The organism is Acinetobacter sp. 1294596, from assembly GCF_000582925.1.
GTDB lineage: Bacteria > Pseudomonadota > Gammaproteobacteria > Pseudomonadales > Moraxellaceae > Acinetobacter > Acinetobacter radioresistens.
In genome coordinates, this window is the sequence record NZ_JFCC01000001.1 from 210474 (window position 1) to 227052 (window position 16579).

Below are 16579 nucleotides of genomic sequence, written 5' to 3' on the forward strand. Positions count from 1 at the left end.
GTTAGCAAGACTTGGGCTCCTGCGCTACGCCTAAATGTCGAGCTTAACCTTGAATAGTATTGAAAACCCATGGACGCGTCTTTTGGATTTTCGCTTCATATTCACGGATTAAATCTGCATCCTGTAAGGTCAGACCGATATCATCAAAACCGTTTAACAGACAATGCTTGCGAAACGGGTCAACCTCAAAACTGAAGCTTTGACCATCAGGTGTACGCACCTGCTGAGCGGCCAAGTCTACTGTGAGCTGATAGCCTTCATGGGTATTTACTTCCTGAAATAACTGATCGACCACTGACTCGGGTAAAATGACCGGCAGCATGCCATTTTTAAAACAGTTATTAAAGAAAATATCAGCAAAGCTTGGCGCAATAACGGTACGGAAGCCGTATTCATTTAGCGCCCAAGGTGCGTGCTCACGGCTGGAGCCACAACCAAAGTTCTGACGTGCCAACAAAATATTGGCATCCTGATAACGTGGCTGGTTCAAGACAAAATCCGGATTGATCGGACGGACTGAATTATCCTGACCCGGATAGCCTTCATCCAGATAACGTAATTCATCAAACAGGTTATCGCCAAAACCGGTCCGTTTGATGGACTTTAAAAACTGCTTTGGAATGATCAGATCAGTATCGACATTCGCACGATCTAATGGCGCAACGATTCCCTGTTCAACAGTATATGCTTTCATGGTGTGCTCCTTAGAAAGAACGAACATCAACAAAATGACCGGCAATTGCCGCAGCAGCTGCCATCGCTGGACTTACCAGATGAGTACGTCCACCATTGCCCTGACGGCCTTCAAAGTTACGGTTAGAAGTAGAAGCACAGTGTTCGCCTGGCTGTAACTTGTCTGCATTCATAGCCAAGCACATGGAACAGCCCGGTTCACGCCATTCGAAACCTGCTTCAATAAAGATTCTATCAAGACCTTCGGCCTCAGCCTGCTGTTTTACCAAACCGGAACCCGGCACCACCATCGCCTGTTTGATACTTGATGCCACCTGTCGGCCTTTAATGACTTCTGCCGCTGCACGGATATCTTCAATACGGGAGTTAGTACATGAACCAATAAAAACACGGTCCAGCTGGATTTCAGCCAAAGACTGTCCGCCATTTAAGCCCATATACTGGTAAGCACGGGTCCAGTCATTGCGTTGTACATCATCTTTAGCCTGTTCTAACGTAGGTACAGCCTGCGATACAGGAATAACCATTTCAGGTGAAGTACCCCATGAGACCTGTGGTTCGATCTCTTCACCCTGCAATACAACTACCGTATCAAATATTGCATCACTATCCGAATGCAGGGTATTCCAGTAAGCCACAGCCTGATCCCACTCTGTACCTTGCGGGGCATAATTACGGCCTTTGACGTATTCAATGGTTTTTTCATCGACTGCGACCATACCTACACGTGCACCAGCCTCAATTGCCATATTGCACACGGTCATGCGGCCTTCTATCGACATGTCACGGAAAACCTGACCACCAAATTCAATGGCATAGCCTGTGCCACCTGCGGTACCAATCTTGCCAATAATTGCCAGGACTACATCTTTTGGCGTGACATCCTGACCAAGCTGGCCATCGACACGAACCAGCATATTTTTCATTTTTTTCTGGACCAGACACTGGGTTGCCAGCACATGTTCAACTTCTGATGTACCAATCCCGTGAGCCAGACAGCCAAATGCTCCATGAGTTGCAGTATGTGAGTCGCCACAGACTACTGTCATACCTGGTAAGGTTAGGCCCTGCTCCGGCCCAACCACATGTACAATTCCCTGACGGATATCATTAATACCAAATTCTACAATATTAAATGTCTTGCAGTTGTCATCTAGGGTTTGCACCTGAATTCGTGAGGTTTCATCTGCGATACCGGCAATGCCCTGTGCCCGCTCTGCCTTGGAGGTAGGTACATTATGGTCAGGTGTTGCAACATTGGCACTTAAGCGCCAAGGTTGACGGCCTGCTAGCTGTAATCCCTCAAAAGCCTGCGGAGATGTCACTTCATGCAATAAATGACGGTCGATATAGAGTAGACATGAACCATCATCCCGCTGGGAAACCAAGTGATCATCCCATAATTTGTCATATAATGTTTTTGCTGCTGATTGATTGCCTGCCATGTCGACGTGCTCCAAGGACTGGGTATTTCCTAAATTATTTTAAATTATAATCGCTATTTTACATAAATCTAATTTATCATTTTTATTAATTATTAAACTTTTTGGAATTTAAAAAATTTTATTCATTAGAAATAATTTAAAATCGGATTTGCTTTATTATTTCTTAAATTTTATAAATAATACTGAATATATAAAAAATCCTTATAGGATAGAGTATCCACATGAATCTTGCCGCCTTCGAAGCTTTTGTCAAGGTAATGGAAACTGGTTCCATTTCCCAAGCTGCCGAGCAACTATTTATCACCCAGCCTGCGGTGACCAAACGTATCCACAGTCTGGAGGATTACTTCGGAGTTAAACTTTTTGAATCTGCGGGACGAGGTGTACAGGCGACTCATGCGGCCCACTCTCTCTTGCCTAAAGTCAAAAACTGGTTAAATGAGCTAGGTGATATCCACCATACTTTGAGTCATGAACAAAGTCAGGTTCAGGGACGCCTAAAAATTGGCACCAGTCATCACATCGGACTGCATCACTTACCCCATCATTTGAAGAAATATGTACAACAATTTCCAGATGTGACACTGGATGTACATTTTGTTGACTCTGAACAGGCACACGAACAGGTGCTTGCGGGCGATCTGGAATTGGCATTTTTAACCTTGCCGCCACAGGGAGATAGTCGTCTGAATTACAGTACCATCTGGAATGATCCTTTGGTTTTTGTAGCCGCACCTTTTCACCCACTCGCCCAGCGCAGTAACTTAAAGCTGGAAGACCTGATCGCCTATCCGAGCCTGCTACCTTCAATTCAGACCTATACCAGCCAGATTACGCTTGCGGAATTTGAAAAGAAGGGATTAAAACCCAAAATCACAATGAGCAATAATCCTTTAGAATCAATCCGCATGCTGGTTTCAATCGGTCTAGGTTGGTCCGTCCTGCCACAAAATCTGATTAATCAGGATTTACAACGCCTGAATATTCCGCTGGAAATGAGCCGTAAACTGGGTCTGGTATGGCACCCGGGGCGCAGCCAGTCCAGAGCCATGCTGGAACTGATCGACATGATGGATACAGAAATAAAAATATAGCACCTCGAAGTGCTATATTTTGAAACCGGATATACAGCTTAGATTGACCAGTCCTGAATTTCCCATCCCTGTGCCTCGGCCAAGGCCTGCAAGCGCTCATCCGGATTGACTGCAATAGCATGGCTTGCATATTCGAGCAAGAACCGGTCATTAATTGAGTCCGAATAAGCCCACGATTCGGTTACTGTACGGCCATTTAACCATTGTTCCAGACGAGCCAGCTTACCCTTCTGGTAACATGCTATTCCAGTTACCTTGCCAGTATACCGATGATCAATTAGTTCTGCATTGGTGGCAATAATCTCGGTAATACCGAATTCACGGAAAATAGGCGCAGTAATGAAGTCTGAAGTTGCGGTAATCCCGACAATTTCATGACCCAATACCTGATGTTTTTTGACAGTTTCAAACCCTTGAGGCCGCATTTGTGCACGAATAACTTTTTGCATAAATCGTTCATGCAATTCGGTCAGGTAAGGTAAATCATGTTTGGTCAAAAACTCAAAAACAAATTCATTGTAAGCAATCGGGTCCAGCTGACCAGCTTTATAGTCTTCATAGAAGCTGTCATTGATCTGACGGTGACGTACCGGATCGACCAGTTCCTCATTGACCAGAAATTCTCCCCAAGAATGGTCAGAATCGGTGTTAAGGAGCGTATGGTCCAGATCAAATAAAGCCAATTTCATAAAAATTCTCGTTAAAACTGAAATTTAAAGCAAAAAAATGTAAATCTATCTCCGCTAGTCGATAGAAATTCGTTAAGATCATAGCAATTTTTAACATTTTACTTTGATCTTTTTTCGAGCTGGATGCAGTTATTTATCATCCCCGATTTCAAAGTTAAGCCAATAGATAAATTTAGGTAGCCAAATGATCGACTCAGAAGGTTTCCGACCGAATGTCGGGATCATTTTGGCAAACGATGATGGACAGGTGTTATGGGCAAAACGCATTGGACACAATGCATGGCAATTTCCACAAGGAGGGATCCAGTTTGGAGAAACCCCTGAGCAGGCACTTTATCGTGAACTGAGAGAAGAAGTCGGCTTATTGCCTGAACACGTTGAAATTATTGCGCAGACTAAAGGCTGGCTGCGTTATCGTTTGCCACACCGTTACATCCGCTCCGATTCAGAGCCTGTATGTATCGGACAAAAGCAGAAGTGGTTTTTATTAAAACTAGTGGCCTCTTCCGAGCATATCCAGCTGGACCTGTCTAATCCGCCAGAATTCGACCAGTGGCAATGGGTCAGTTACTGGTATCCGCTCGGACAGGTGGTAAACTTTAAACGGGATGTTTACCGTAGGGCCATGATGGAATTGTGTATGCAGTTACCACAGCAGCCATCCTGAAAATTCAGCATTTTCGCGAATGATTTTTGTCAGGGCTGCTGTTATAAAGAGTAAACAGATTTAAAAATATTTGGAGCATTCATCCATGTCAAACATGCAGCTGGACACCCTAAGACGTATTGTGCAGGAAATCAATGCGTCGGTCAGTCTGCATGAGTCCTTGGAAATTATGGTGAACCGGGTGGCCGAGGCCATGAATGTGGATGTGTGTTCGGTTTATCTGCTAGATGAACGCAATCAGCGTTATCTGCTTATGGCTTCAAAAGGTTTAAAGCCAGAATCTGTCGGGAATGTTTCGTTACAGGTAGGTGAAGGCCTGGTTGGGCTGGTCGGTCAACGTGAGGAAATCGTCAACCTCGACAATGCCCCTAAACATGAACGATTTTTATATTTGCCAGAAACTGGTGAGGAAATCTATAACTCCTTTTTAGGCGTGCCGGTCATGTATCGCCGTAAGGTGATGGGTGTGCTGGTCGTACAAAACCGCGAATCACAGGATTTCAGTGAAGCGGCTGAGTCTTTTCTAGTCACGCTGTGTGCACAGCTCTCCGGCGTTATTGCTCATGCCCATGCTGTAGGCAATATTGATGTCTTTCGAAAATTCAATAACTCTACCACTTATAAAACCTTTCAAGGCGTTTCAGGTGCAGGTGGAATCGCCTTAGGCCGTGCAATCATTTTATATCCTCCGGCTGATTTGGCTGCCGTGCCTGACCGTGAAGCAGAAGATATTAGCGATGAGCTGAATTTACTTGATCAGGCGGTACAGTCAGTGCGTACTGAAATCAAGGCACTGGATGAGAAAATGCAGGATTCTCTGATTTCTGATGAACGGGCGCTGTTTAGTGTCTTTTTACGGATGCTGGATGAAAATGCTTTGCCGGCCGAGATTAAAGAGTTGATTCGAAATGGCAGCTGGGCACAGGGCGCTGTCCGCCGGGTAATTGATAAACATATTAATCTGTTCTCCCTGATGGAAGATGATTATCTGCGTGAACGGGTGGCAGACTTAAAAGATTTAGGCCGACGTATTCTGGCTTATTTGCAGGAGGCTGAGTCTGGTCACCGTGAACTAAGTGCTGACAGTATTTTAATTGGTGAAGAAATCAGTACGGCGGCACTGGTAGAGCTACCTGTCGATAAAATTGCTGCGATTGTCACCTCTGAAGGCGCAACCAACTCACATATGGTGATTGTAGCGCGGGCATTAGGTATTCCGACTGTTGTCGGTGTAACCGAATTACCCGTTAATACGCTTGATGATGTCGAGATGATTGTAGATGCCTATCAAGGCCGGGTTTTTATTAATCCGCCACGGCGCCTGCGTCAGCGCTATAAAGATGTGCAAAAAGAAGAAGAGCAGATCGCCAAGGATTTAAAACAGTATGAGACTCGTGATGCGATCACGCCAGATGGACATGTGGTTCCGCTTTACGTCAATACTGGTTTAATGATCGATGTGGTCCGTGGTGTTCAACGCGGCGCCAAAGGTGTAGGCCTGTACCGCTCTGAAATTCCGTTTATGCTGCGTGACCGTTTTCCGGGTGAAGAAGAACAGCGTGCAATTTACCGCCAGCAGCTGAGCCACTTTGCCAATAAACCGGTAGTAATGCGTACGCTTGACATTGGTGCAGATAAAGATCTGCCATATTTTTCAATTGAAGAAGAAAATTCGGCGCTCGGCTGGCGTGGTCTGCGTTTTACATTAGACCATCCGGAAATTTTTTCCTCACAGATTCGTGCCATGCTCAAAGCCAGCATTGGGCTCAACAACCTGCATATTTTGCTGCCTATGGTAACCAGTGTCAGTGAAGTAGAAGAAGTGCTTTACCTGCTAGAACGGGACTGGGTCGCGGTTCAGGAAGAAGAGCAGGTCAAGATCACTAAACCGAAAATTGGAATCATGGTGGAAGTACCGAGTGTACTGTTACAGATTGATGAATTCGCCGATCTGGTAGATTTCTTTTCAGTGGGTTCGAATGACCTGACTCAATATTTGCTGGCAGTTGACCGTAATAATCCTCGGGTCGCCAATGTCTATTCACATTTTCATCCTTCAGTACTGCGAGCCCTCTACCGCTTGGTGGGAGAATGCCGGAAATATAACAAACCTATCAGTATTTGTGGAGAAATGGCAGGCGATCCACTTTCGGCAGTACTGTTAATGGCAATGGGCTTTAATACTCTTTCCATGAGTTCAAGTAATATTTTACGGGTACGAAAAGCAATCTGTCATACACCGTTTAGTGATGCTGAACAGTTACTGGAAGAAGTATTGAGAATGAATAATCCGCTGGTCGTAAAAAGCTGGCTTGAGCATTACTTTAAAACGCATGGCCTGACTGATATGGTGAAATCTAGCCGTCTAGTGGTATAAACGTCAGATTAACTTAAGCTGCAAAGCTGAAACAGGAAGGGCGATAATCATCAGAATATCGCCCTTGCTTATGTTTGCTATAACCGCGTTTTGCATTTTTTTTGCGGTCTGTAAATACATGACTGCGGTTGACTTCATGCATATGTTTAGCAACAAAGTTATGAATCATAACTTCTGGCTGCTTCTTGCTTTTTGCCATAGTGTTTACCTATTAGGTCAGATTAATTCAGAGTATTATTTTTACACAGAGCCTGTGCCAGCAGATTATCGCCTATTTTACTCTGCTGGCAAGAGATATTGATGGGGGCAGTATATATTTTTTAAAGTCACACTACTCTCTCATCAAGATGCTTTTTTATACCCTTAAAATTATAGAAACTTTAAGCAGGAAATGCTCGTTCCAGTACACGCTGCATATCAACTAAATGGAGATCGATCAGTCCTGTAACCCGACCATGAAATGCCGTATAGCGAGTCTGGATAAAGGCATTTGCTACAAAATCTGGAGCATATTTTTTCAATAGTACTGCTTGTGCCAGAATGACCAGGCGACTCACTAAAGTCCGTGCCATAAATTGTAGCTGATCTGGACTTTGTGCGAAAAGCTGTAGCAACTGCTGTAATTCCTGTCGTAACAATGGTTCATCCTGAATAGTTCCGGCAAATGAATGTATTAAAATCTCTATAGATTCGCGGTCACGCTGTACCGCACGTAATACATCCAGGCACATTACATTGCCTGAACCTTCCCAGATTGAGTTTACCGGTGCTTCCCTGAAAATACGTGCCATGATTCCGGTTTCGACGTAGCCATTGCCTCCAAAAACCTCCATTGTTTCGCCACTCAGTTCCACCACTCTTTTACAGATCCAGAATTTTGCAGCTGGCGTCATCAGACGTTGCCAGGCTTTAGACAGCGGATCATCTTGCTGGTAGCAGGAAGCCAGATGCATAGCTAACTGCACTGCTGCTTCAGATTCCAATGCCAGATCGGTCAGTACTGATTGCATGAGAGGCTGTGCTGCCAGAGGTTTACCAAAAGCCTGACGCTGCCGGGTATAGGCTAGACACTGAACCAGTGCCTGACGCAACATGGCACTACTGCCTACTACACAGGTCAGCCGGGTATATGCGGCCATTTCAATAATAGTCGGAATCCCTCTGCCCGCCTCACCCAGCATGATTCCCCAAGCCTCCTGAAATTCGACTTCACTACTGGAATTACTGCGGTTACCCACCTTATCTTTTAAGCGCTGCACATGAATACTGTTTTTGCGGCCATCCTCCAGCCAGCGCGGCACAAAGAAACAGGCCAAACCATCTTGTTCGGTATTGGCGACCACCAGATGTGCATCACACATCGGCGCTGAAAAAAACCATTTATGACCGGTAATCAGATAACCCTGCCCACGTCCGTACTGTCCGACTGGTACTGCTTTGGTCTGGTTGGCACGCACATCGGAACCACCTTGTTTTTCAGTCATGCCCATGCCTAACCAGATTGATTTTTTCTGGCTTATGGGCAGGTCGCGCGCATCATAATGCTGCGACAGTAATTTATCACCCAGCTGTTGCCATAGTACCGATTCACGCTGTAGTAAGGGAATACTGCCAAGTGTCATGGCAGTTGGACACAGACTACCGCATTCGATCTGCCCATTTAAATAAAAACGTGCTGCCCAGTTCAGCCAGCCTTGTGCATCATCTGGTTTAATAAAAGGATAGGCATGGACTTCATAGCTGCGGTTGAGTGCCATCCACTGATGCCAAGCCGGATGAAACTCAACTACATCACAGCGCCGGCCACGTGCATCAAACGCCTTAAGCTCAGGTGTATAGCGGTTAGCCTGTTCGGCATACTGATAATATTCGGCAGAACCGGCTATCGCACCTAACTGGCTTAGCCTGACCTGATCTTGACTTTGATGGCGTTGCAATATTTCCTGTAATACCGGATCGGTATCAAACAGGTTATAGTCTTGAAGTTCATCAAACTGATTCTGGATTTGATGAGTCGCCCATGTATTCATTCTTCTTTCCATATAGTCATTCTTATCTTTCTTCAGTATAAAAGAATCAGCTCTATATAGTGTTCGGTTTCTCCTATATGAAAACACCAGCCTTTAAAGCTCGCCGCAAACCGCAACAGTCACGTGCGCGCATGACTCAGGCCGCCTTACTAGAAAGCTTTGTTCGGCTTTTAGATACTCAAGATTACCCTGATATCACTATTCGGGATATTACCGAGCTGGCAGGTGTCGGCTTGGGTACTTTTTATGAATACTTTGGTGATAAAGATGAACTGGCCGCACTTTGCATCCATCAGTACATTAAACAGCAGGCCAAAGCCCTAGAACAGTATGCCAATACCTTAGAAACTTCTTTAGAATTAGCGTTATATATTGAAGCACTGGTTAATTTCCAGATTCAGAGTATTTGGCAAGAACAGCACATTTGGGCCACTTTATTTTTACTTGAACGTCAGATTTCCAGTTTGTCTGCCTATCAAAAACACTATCGCTTACATGTAGAAAGCTGGTGTAAGGTTCTTGTGCACCTCTGCAATTGTCCTAGGCAAGAACTCGAAAGTCTTGCCCTCAATCTGCACCGGATTATTTATGGCATGATTTCACAGACCCTGCTTCAGGAGCCGGAATACCAGCACTGGTTTGAACTGAAACAAGATATCCGGCGCGCTATCTCCGGCTTTTTACCCTTAAGCCCTTAAAATCTAATTAATTAATTAAAAATAAAATAATAATCGTTTTTACCTATACAAACCATTAATTTTTATCGTTGGTAAATCAATCAGATAACCTCTAAATTATGCTTAACAGAACAGATATACCGAACGTTTATATAGCTCGTAGTTCAAGGCAGAGCCAATACGCAGTGAACATGCCGGTATATAAGGTTCCTTACCGATACTGGAAACAGTGGCAGCTAGAATACAGTGATTTGATCAGTAGTTCAGTCAAAAGAACTGGTCCTATTTTAGAGCACCACTGCACCAGACATTCAAAGAATGGAGCATAGCATGAGTCAAGACATCAAAAAGTGTCCAGTCAGCCACTTAACTACAGACTTCGGTGCGCCCGTTGTAGACAACCAGAATAGTATGACTGCTGGCCCACGCGGTCCGCTTTTAGCCCAAGATATGTGGCTCAATGAGAAACTTGCCAACTTTGTCCGTGAAGTTATTCCTGAACGCCGTATGCACGCTAAAGGTTCCGGTGCATTTGGAACATTTACTGTCACCCAAGATATTACCCGGTATAGCTGTGCCAGCATTTTCTCTGAAATTGGTAAACAAACTGAAATGTTTGCACGTTTTACCACTGTAGCAGGTGAACGTGGAGCAGCTGATGCTGAACGCGATATTCGTGGCTTTGCCTTGAAGTTTTATACTGAAGAAGGCAACTGGGATATGGTCGGTAACAACACGCCAGTGTTTTTTCTGCGTGACCCGCGTAAATTCCCGGATTTGAATAAAGCTGTTAAACGTGACCCACGCACTAATATGCGTAATGCCACTTATAACTGGGATTTCTGGACCTTGCTGCCTGAGTCATTACATCAGGTCACTATTGTTATGTCAGAACGCGGTATTCCTGCCAGCTACCGACATATGCATGGTTTTGGCAGCCATACCTATAGCTTTATTAATGCCAGCAGTGAACGGTTTTGGGTGAAGTTTCACTTCCGTACCCAGCAGGGTATTAAAAATCTGACAGATGCTGAAGCAGAAGTACTGATCGGAAAAGATCGTGAAAGCCACCAGCGTGACCTGTATGAGGCCATTGAACGGGGTGAATATCCGAAATGGACCATGTATGTCCAGGTCATGCCAGAAGCAGATGCCGAGAAAGTACCATATCATCCTTTTGACCTGACAAAAATCTGGCCACATGCCGATTATCCACTGATTGAAGTCGGTGAGTTTGAACTGAACCGTAATCCGGAAAATTTCTTTCTGGATGTAGAACAGTCAGCTTTTGCGCCAAGTAATCTGGTTCCGGGAATTAGTGTATCACCTGACCGTATGCTGCAGGCACGCCTATTTAATTATGCCGATGCCCAACGTTACCGTCTGGGAGTAAACTATCAGCAGATCCCGGTGAATAAACCACGCTGTCCGGTACATTCTAACCACCGTGATGGACAGGGTCGGATTGATGCCAACTATGGTAGCCTGCCACATTATGAGCCAAACAGCTTCAGTCAATGGCAGGAACAGCCGCAGTATAAAGAGCCGCCATTAAAGATTACAGGTGATGCAGCATACTGGGATTATCGTCAGGATGATGCAGACTATTTCAGTCAGCCACGTGCACTTTTTGCTCTCATGAATACTGAGCAAAAACAGGTTTTATTTGAAAATACAGCACGGGCAATGGGAGATGCGCTGGATTTTGTTAAATACCGCCATATCCGTAACTGTTATGCCTGCGACCCGGCTTATGGTGAAGGTGTTGCTAAAGCACTGGGATTAGAAGTAGCTGATGCTCAGGCTGCACGTGATTCGGACCCGGCCTATGGCCAGCCAGGCTTTCTTTAATCTGAAATAAACCCTTTAAAAAGAAACCATCTGGTATGGTTTCTTTTTTTGCTTGTCAGGCATAAGAGCATTAACTCTTCACAGAAAATTCTCACCATGTGCGAGAATATTGCTCCTGAAGAAATCAATTAAAAATAATTTCTGAAAAGACACTGCTAATAAATGCCAGGCATATCTTTATGCGTCCACTCTTTACCGTTCAGCTCACGTTAGCCTTACTCTGGTTATATCAGGGGCTTGTTCCCAAAATTCTGTTTCAATCTCCTGATGAAATCATAATCTGGCAAAATATGGGCTTTGATCTGGTTCTGGCTAAAATTTTGCTGGGTCTGTCCGGGGGCATCGAAATGCTGTTCGGTTTATTCTTCTTGAAATGGCCTAGATCTATTCTCTTGCATAGCTTAAATATTATAGGACTGCTACTGCTGATTATATGTATAGCACCTCTTCAACTTACAGCTGCGTTTAATCCGGTAGTCATGAATATTGCCATGCTAATGCTTTCTGTAGTGGCAGTTCAGCTTATTGTACAAGAACAAAATAAAGACCTTAAACAATGAGGCGTCTTCCTTCCCGTATGCAATAAAATGGCCCCAACAGTTTGGATGAATTCTGCATGGCTATATTCAGGTCCTGTTCAGGCTGCTCGCGACCTTCATCTGTGAGCTGGAAAGTCCGGTAATGGATTGCCAGTGAACGACGGGGTGCCAGATCCAAATGTGCCTGAAATGCTTCTTGAGGATTCATATGCATATATTGCATCAACTCTCGCGGCTCATATGCGCCGATCGGAAGCAAAGCGATCCGGGGAGCTCCCAGTTCGGCATGAATCTGTTTGAAATGCGGTGAATAACCTGTGTCACCTGCAAAAAAACAGTGACCGGTCTCATGTATGATTGAAAAGCCCCCCCACAAAGCCCGGTTACGATCACGCAAACCACGCCCTGAACCGTGTTGTGCAGGTGTGTACACTATTTGAAACTTATGCAACAACGCAGCCTGCCACCAGTCCATTTCTATTACCTGAAACTTTTTAGGCAGATAAAAACTGTTGCCAAGCCCGGTATAAATTGGCATGGCAAATTTTTTGTGCAGCCAGCGTAGAGTTGCCAAGTCCATATGGTCGTAGTGGTTATGACTCAAGAGTACGGCATGAATTTCCGGTAATTGTTCTAATGCAATACCGGCAGTACAGCTTCTTTTTGGACCTGTACCCTGCTGCGGACTGACATAGTCTGCCCACACCGGATCTGTCAGAAAATTATATGGCCCGATTTGAATCAGTACGGTAGCATGACCAATAAACCAGACCTGCCAGTCGTCCATACTGGCATGTGGCCGGTTCTGTGGACCCGCATGTGCCGGAATTTCTGCCTGTGTATTTTCCTCTTCCCATGGCAAAGGTTTACGGCTATATAACCACTTGATCAGATCACGGCGGCGATAACCGGCCGGATAAGCCACATAATTAAAGAACTCTTCTCCATTGTAATGGTCAGAAGAACTGAAACTAAGGTCAGGTTTTCTCAAGGTATGTGACCAGCAGGATTCCGTCTTTAAACGGTAAGAGTAATGAGCTTGCTTATTCATGAATAAAAATCTTTATATAAAACGGCAAATCTGTAGGTATAAATACTGATATCTGGCCGTGATTATGCTGTGTCATCGAGGCGACCTTTCATACGTTCCATCCAGACCTTCTGGGTTTGGGGTTTTACAAAAAGTGCCACCACTTCCGGATGCACCTTTTTTGTATTGGCCTCAATCCGGTTTACACAGGCTTCAATCTGGTCTGAAGTCAGGTTATCTTTAAACTCAAGACTCAAGGCAGCCAGCACCTGATGTGCACCCAACTGTTCAGTAATCAGACCGTTTGCCGAGAGTACCGCCGGGTCCTGCTGTGCAATACTCAGAACATTTTGCCGCAATAAGGGATCTGCAGTTTCTCCCAGCAGCAATCCCTTGGTTTCCCGGCCCAGCAATAGGGCTGCCACAGCCAGAATCACACCAATGAGAATTGAAGCAATACCATCAAGTACTGGCATATTCAAAGTATGGGAAAAATACACACCGAGCAATGCAATTACCAAACCAAGCAGTGCAGCTGTATCTTCAAATAGAACTGTAAATGTAGTCGGATCTTTACTACGCCGGAATGCCTGAAAGTATCCAAGTTTACCCTTGCTTTTGCGAAAGCTTTTTAAAGCGATAAACCATGAAGTACCTTCTACAACAATAGCAATTCCAAGTACAACATAGTTAATCACCGGTGAAACGATTTCTTCAGGATGACGAATATGCTGAATCCCCTGATAGATCGAAACTACCGAACCTAATGCAAACACCATCAGGGCCACAATAAAAGCCCAGAAATACAGTTCTCGTCCATAACCAAAAGGATGACGCATATTGGCTGGCTGCTGGGATTTTTTCAGTCCATAGAGCAGCAAGATTTCATTAAGGGTATCAACAACTGAATGGATTGCCTCACTGAGCATAGCCGAACTGTTCGTCAGATAAGCTGCCACGAACTTGACCATTGCAATGATCAGGTTCCCGATCAGGGCTGCATAAACAACGACTTTATTGGATTCAGACATGGAAAATGACCTAATTTTATTTTTATCAGACCGGCTGATTCAATTTTCTAATGGACTTTCCTGATCTTAGCCAAACTTGGGCCTGACTTTTTTTATTTTTTGTTGTTTTCTCTGCTGTTAGTTATTACATCTTCATCAGCTAAAGTTGCAGGGCACGCCCGTGCTTTTATAGAAGCCACTAAACTATAAACATTTAAAGTTCAATATTTTTTTGCTCTATATTGGCTGTGCCAGTCCTTCCAGAAGTACAGAACAATACCAAACATTACAACACTTACCCCAGCAAATGCATGTGAACTAATTTGTTCATTATTCAGTGTGGCACCTAGTATAAGCGCCAATACCGGGGTAATCACATTACTTAAAGATACTGTAGAAGCATTTAAACGCTTGATCAGCCAGAAATAACATAGCATTGCCACAATAGAGGACATAATCATGGTAAATAAAAACCCGATTATGGTTTTAGTACCCGGTATAGCAGTCGGTATATGTTCATAAATAAAAGGAACCAGCAGTAGTGAAGCCAGTGCTGATACTAAAAGCGAGCCTGTTGCTTGAGACATAGGGGCCAAAGGCGCATTAATCTGTTTAACCCAGAAAATCGAGCTGATATAGGACACCATACTGATAAACATCAGTACAACTCCAATTGGATTTACCTGAGTTTCTGCCTGATCTGCAAAAACGAAACTTAACCCTGCAACTGCTATCGCCATACCCAGCCATTGTAGTGCCACCAATTTTTGAGTTTTCAAGATGACATGACCAATCAGCCCGGCAACTAGTGGCGAAAAACCAAAAATTAAAGCCATCAACCCCGAAGTAAGATAATTAGCTGCTAAATAGATAAATAACTGTGCACCAATCAGGTTCAGGCTACCAGCCAGATAACTCTTCATGGCCATCTGATCAAAAGGTAATGGAGCACGCATCAGTTTTAGAATCAGGAATGCCAGTATTGAAGCGCCAAAATAGCGAATAATGAGTACCCACATCGGGTGAACTTCTTCTACACTCCAGACAATGGCCAGTGGCGTGGTTGCCCAGATCAATACCAGTAGTGCATAAACAGATGAAGTAAACAGTAACGATGCAGATGGAGTGCCAGAAGCAGTTGAACTCATAAAATCGCTCATTCTTTAAAATTGAGTTTTTACCAATAAAAAACAGACCTATAGTGGGTCCATACTATAGGTCTGTTCAATAGAAAGCCGTTTTATTTAGGCAATTTTACGTAGCTCTTGGGCAAGGTCCAAGTGTGTATCTGCATGAAAAGTGATACCTTTGCTAATCATTTTTTTTAGATGGCGCATATCTTTAGCGGCATTGACCGTAATACCAGCCACAATAATTCCATTACTGACTCCGTACAGAATAAAAGATGAGGCAGGCCCTTGGCTAATATCCATAGTACCGCGCACATGCCATTCTGCCGCGCTCATGTCACCGACAAACTGGAAATTGATACCGAGCTGATCAGTCCAGAACCAGGCCGGATTTGCTTTAGGATGTTCAATACCCATCACATGGCGTGCAAAGATACCTGCCTGCAGATTGGCATTTTCCCAGGTTTCAACCCGGCTATACTGGCCATCTGCACAAAGCTGGGTAGCAACATCCCCTGCTGCATAAATATCAGGATTAGAAGTCTGGCAGTTCTCATTCACTTTTACAGCAAAATCAACGTCCAGCCCAGCCTCAACTGCCAGACGCGCATTTGGGATAATGCCGATGCCATATATGACTGCATCTGCACGTAGCTCTTCACCATTTTCCAGTTGAATCACCACCTCTTCACCCTGCAGGCTACAGCCTGCAATTCTGGTTTCAAGACGGATATCGATACCGGCCTGACGATGCTGGGCCAGCAAGAACTCACTGAGTAACCGTGGTGAGCAGCGACCCATCACCATAGGGCCCATTTCAATTACAGTTACATGACAATGTTTAGAGCGCGCTGATGATGCCAGTTCCAGACCAATCACACCGCCACCAATCAGGATAATCCGGCGCTCGGGCTGCAATACGGGCACCAATGCCTGAGAGTCTTCCAGATTACGCAAGGTATAAACATGTTTACCTAAAGCATCCAGGTCCGGCAAGCGGCGCGGCGCGCCACCGGTAGCCAGTAACAACTTGTCATAACCAAGTACTTCACCATTTTTCAGGGTGAGCTGATGGGTATCGGCATCAATTTTTACTGCAGCATTGCCACGGGTGACCTCAACGCCTAGCTCTGCCAGCTTCTGCACTGAAAGAATCTCAACTTTGGTTTCTTCAGGCTTCAAGATTACATCTTTAGATAAAGGCGGGCGTTCATAAGGTAAATGGACTTCATCACCCACCAGTATGATTTTCCCTGTATATCCATTGGCACGAAGTTCCAGGATAGCGCTCGCACCTGCCTGACCGGCTCCTACAATAACAATAGTTTCAATGCTCATCTGTCTGTT

At 44.7% G+C, this 16579-nt stretch carries 15 protein-coding genes; 6 read left to right on the top strand and 9 right to left on the bottom strand.

What is annotated here, in order from left to right; translation table 11 throughout:
* Positions 1-43 precede the first annotated feature (43 nt).
* Both leuD and leuC read right to left on the bottom strand, forming a co-directional pair.
* The gene (gene leuD, locus J502_RS00980; RefSeq protein ID WP_034682740.1) at positions 44-694 is read right to left on the bottom strand and encodes a 3-isopropylmalate dehydratase small subunit; all 651 of its coding nucleotides are present in this window, start codon (positions 692-694) and stop codon (positions 44-46) included.
* A gap of 10 nt (positions 695-704) precedes the next feature.
* Complete coding sequence (leuC, locus tag J502_RS00985) at positions 705-2138, bottom strand: 3-isopropylmalate dehydratase large subunit (RefSeq protein WP_034682743.1); 1434 nt, start codon at positions 2136-2138, stop codon at positions 705-707.
* Between the two features lie 221 nt (positions 2139-2359).
* Here leuC and J502_RS00990 point away from each other — a divergent pair, with 221 nt between their 5' ends.
* Positions 2360-3232, top strand: a complete 873-nt coding sequence (locus J502_RS00990) for a LysR family transcriptional regulator (protein WP_005023244.1) — start codon at positions 2360-2362, stop codon at positions 3230-3232.
* Between the two features lie 38 nt (positions 3233-3270).
* Here the strand turns inward: J502_RS00990 and J502_RS00995 are convergent, their stop codons facing one another.
* Positions 3271-3921: an HAD family hydrolase gene (locus J502_RS00995; protein ID WP_034682745.1), complete on the bottom strand. Its 651-nt coding sequence runs from the start codon at positions 3919-3921 to the stop codon at positions 3271-3273.
* A gap of 184 nt (positions 3922-4105) precedes the next feature.
* On the opposite strand from J502_RS00995, the gene J502_RS01000 reads away from it, so the two are divergent.
* Together J502_RS01000 and ptsP are read left to right on the top strand one after the other, a co-directional pair.
* Complete coding sequence (locus tag J502_RS01000; RefSeq protein ID WP_005016769.1) at positions 4106-4588, top strand: RNA pyrophosphohydrolase; 483 nt, start codon at positions 4106-4108, stop codon at positions 4586-4588.
* Positions 4589-4673: 85 nt separating this feature from the next.
* Positions 4674-6965 carry a phosphoenolpyruvate--protein phosphotransferase gene (gene ptsP / locus J502_RS01005; RefSeq protein ID WP_005023238.1) on the top strand — a complete coding sequence of 764 codons (2292 nt, stop codon included), beginning with the start codon at positions 4674-4676 and terminating at the stop codon, positions 6963-6965.
* Positions 6966-6978: 13 nt separating this feature from the next.
* On the opposite strand, the gene J502_RS01010 is transcribed toward ptsP, so the two are convergent.
* Both J502_RS01010 and J502_RS01015 read right to left on the bottom strand, forming a co-directional pair.
* Positions 6979-7164: a DUF7230 family protein gene (locus tag J502_RS01010; RefSeq protein WP_005405811.1), complete on the bottom strand. Its 186-nt coding sequence runs from the start codon at positions 7162-7164 to the stop codon at positions 6979-6981.
* 181 nt (positions 7165-7345) lie between these two features.
* Entirely contained in the window at positions 7346-8995 is a 1650-nt protein-coding gene (locus J502_RS01015; RefSeq protein WP_034682747.1) for an acyl-CoA dehydrogenase family protein, read from the bottom strand.
* Between the two features lie 77 nt (positions 8996-9072).
* On the opposite strand from J502_RS01015, the gene J502_RS01020 reads away from it, so the two are divergent.
* The 3 genes from J502_RS01020 to J502_RS01030 all read left to right on the top strand — a co-directional run bounded on the left by J502_RS01020 (position 9073) and on the right by J502_RS01030 (position 12083).
* Positions 9073-9693: a TetR/AcrR family transcriptional regulator gene (locus J502_RS01020; RefSeq protein WP_034682750.1), complete on the top strand. Its 621-nt coding sequence runs from the start codon at positions 9073-9075 to the stop codon at positions 9691-9693.
* A gap of 309 nt (positions 9694-10002) precedes the next feature.
* Entirely contained in the window at positions 10003-11523 is a 1521-nt protein-coding gene (locus tag J502_RS01025; RefSeq protein WP_005016778.1) for a catalase, read from the top strand.
* 179 nt (positions 11524-11702) lie between these two features.
* Entirely contained in the window at positions 11703-12083 is a 381-nt protein-coding gene (locus tag J502_RS01030; protein ID WP_034682752.1) for a DoxX-like family protein, read from the top strand.
* Here the strand turns inward: J502_RS01030 and J502_RS01035 are convergent.
* From J502_RS01035 to hcaD, 4 genes are all read right to left on the bottom strand, one after another.
* Positions 12073-13113 carry an MBL fold metallo-hydrolase gene (locus J502_RS01035; RefSeq protein ID WP_034682754.1) on the bottom strand — a complete coding sequence of 347 codons (1041 nt, stop codon included), beginning with the start codon at positions 13111-13113 and terminating at the stop codon, positions 12073-12075. The genes J502_RS01030 and J502_RS01035 overlap by 11 nt on opposite strands.
* 62 nt (positions 13114-13175) lie before the next feature.
* Positions 13176-14123, bottom strand: a complete 948-nt coding sequence (locus tag J502_RS01040) for a cation diffusion facilitator family transporter (RefSeq protein WP_005016783.1) — start codon at positions 14121-14123, stop codon at positions 13176-13178.
* A 200-nt stretch (positions 14124-14323) separates the two neighbouring features.
* Positions 14324-15250, bottom strand: coding sequence for a DMT family transporter (locus J502_RS01045; RefSeq protein ID WP_034682756.1), 927 nt, complete (start codon positions 15248-15250; stop codon positions 14324-14326).
* 96 nt (positions 15251-15346) lie between these two features.
* A complete protein-coding gene (gene hcaD, locus J502_RS01050; RefSeq protein ID WP_034682759.1) occupies positions 15347-16570 on the bottom strand; it encodes a 3-phenylpropionate/cinnamic acid dioxygenase ferredoxin--NAD(+) reductase subunit in 1224 nt (407 codons plus the stop codon).
* Between the last annotated feature and the right edge of the window lie 9 nt (positions 16571-16579).